Annotated in this window: 1 protein-coding gene and 1 pseudogene; both read right to left on the bottom strand. The window is 45.4% G+C overall.

The annotated features are described in order from the left end of the window. Positions 1 to 269, bottom strand: a pseudogene (locus A3762_RS03015) (hypothetical protein); the annotation flags it as partial. Positions 270 to 357: 88 nt separating this feature from the next. Beyond that, a partial coding sequence (locus A3762_RS03010; RefSeq protein WP_068754037.1) for a zinc-binding dehydrogenase occupies positions 358 to 997 on the bottom strand: 640 nt, incomplete at its 5' end.

Raw genomic sequence — 997 nt, 5'->3', positions numbered from 1 at the left:
AAGCGCTGCATGTAATGTTCTTCTAGCTCATCAATACTTGGTGCCCCAATTGGATGAACACGAACTCCTCTAGGGTCCATAAACTCGGTCATACGGCGAATCATGCCGCCTTTGCCAGCGGCATCAATACCTTCAACTACAACCACGCAGCGCATATTTTGATTGTATAAGTCATGCTGCAGCGTCATTAACTGTAGCTGCAGCTTCTCTAGTTCCTTCTCGTACTCTTTCTTATCCAGCTTCGGATGTTCAAGTTTTTGAAGTTTCATTGCGAGCCTGTTTCACGCTATTGATGTCGCGTTAAGTATGGCATCTTTTTTTGGGACTTCTGCAACGATTACAATTTAGAACAAAGCGCTAAAGCTTGACGATTACACGACCTGTAACATCACCCTTAGTGATACGATCGGCATATTCTGGCACTTGTTTAAGTTCAATTGTCTCACTCGCTTGCTCGTAGAAACTTTGTGGTAAAAGTTCGGTGAGTTGTTTCCAAGCAGTCGTTCGCTTTTCGATAGGGCACATAACTGAATCAATACCCTGAAGTCGCACATTTCGTAAAATGAAAGGCATCACCGTTGTAGGGAGTCCAAAACCTCCGGCAAGACCACAACAAGCGACCACGCCATTGTAATGTGTTTGAGCAATCGCTTTAGCTAGTACCTTGTCTCCAACGGTATCAATGACACCTGCCCAACGTTGCTTTTCTAAAGGTTTTGCGGCTTCTTCCAATTCAGATCGTTCAATTAGTTCAGTGGCACCTAATTGCGTCAGGTGAGCAGTGTTTTGCGCTATTCGACCACTGCATGCAGTGACCTCGTATCCAAGAGCATGAAGTAGAGTGATGGCAGTTGAGCCGACTCCACCGCTTGCTCCTGTGACTAAGATTTTTCCTGACTCAGGTTTGATGCCACCCTCTATCAGAGCATCAACGCAGAGCATTGCAGTTAATCCCGCAGTACCAATAATCATACTTTGAGATGCGCTTAAGCCCTCA

This window comes from Oleiphilus sp. HI0125 (assembly GCF_001635355.1).
This window is presented reverse-complemented; position numbering and strand designations above follow the sequence as displayed.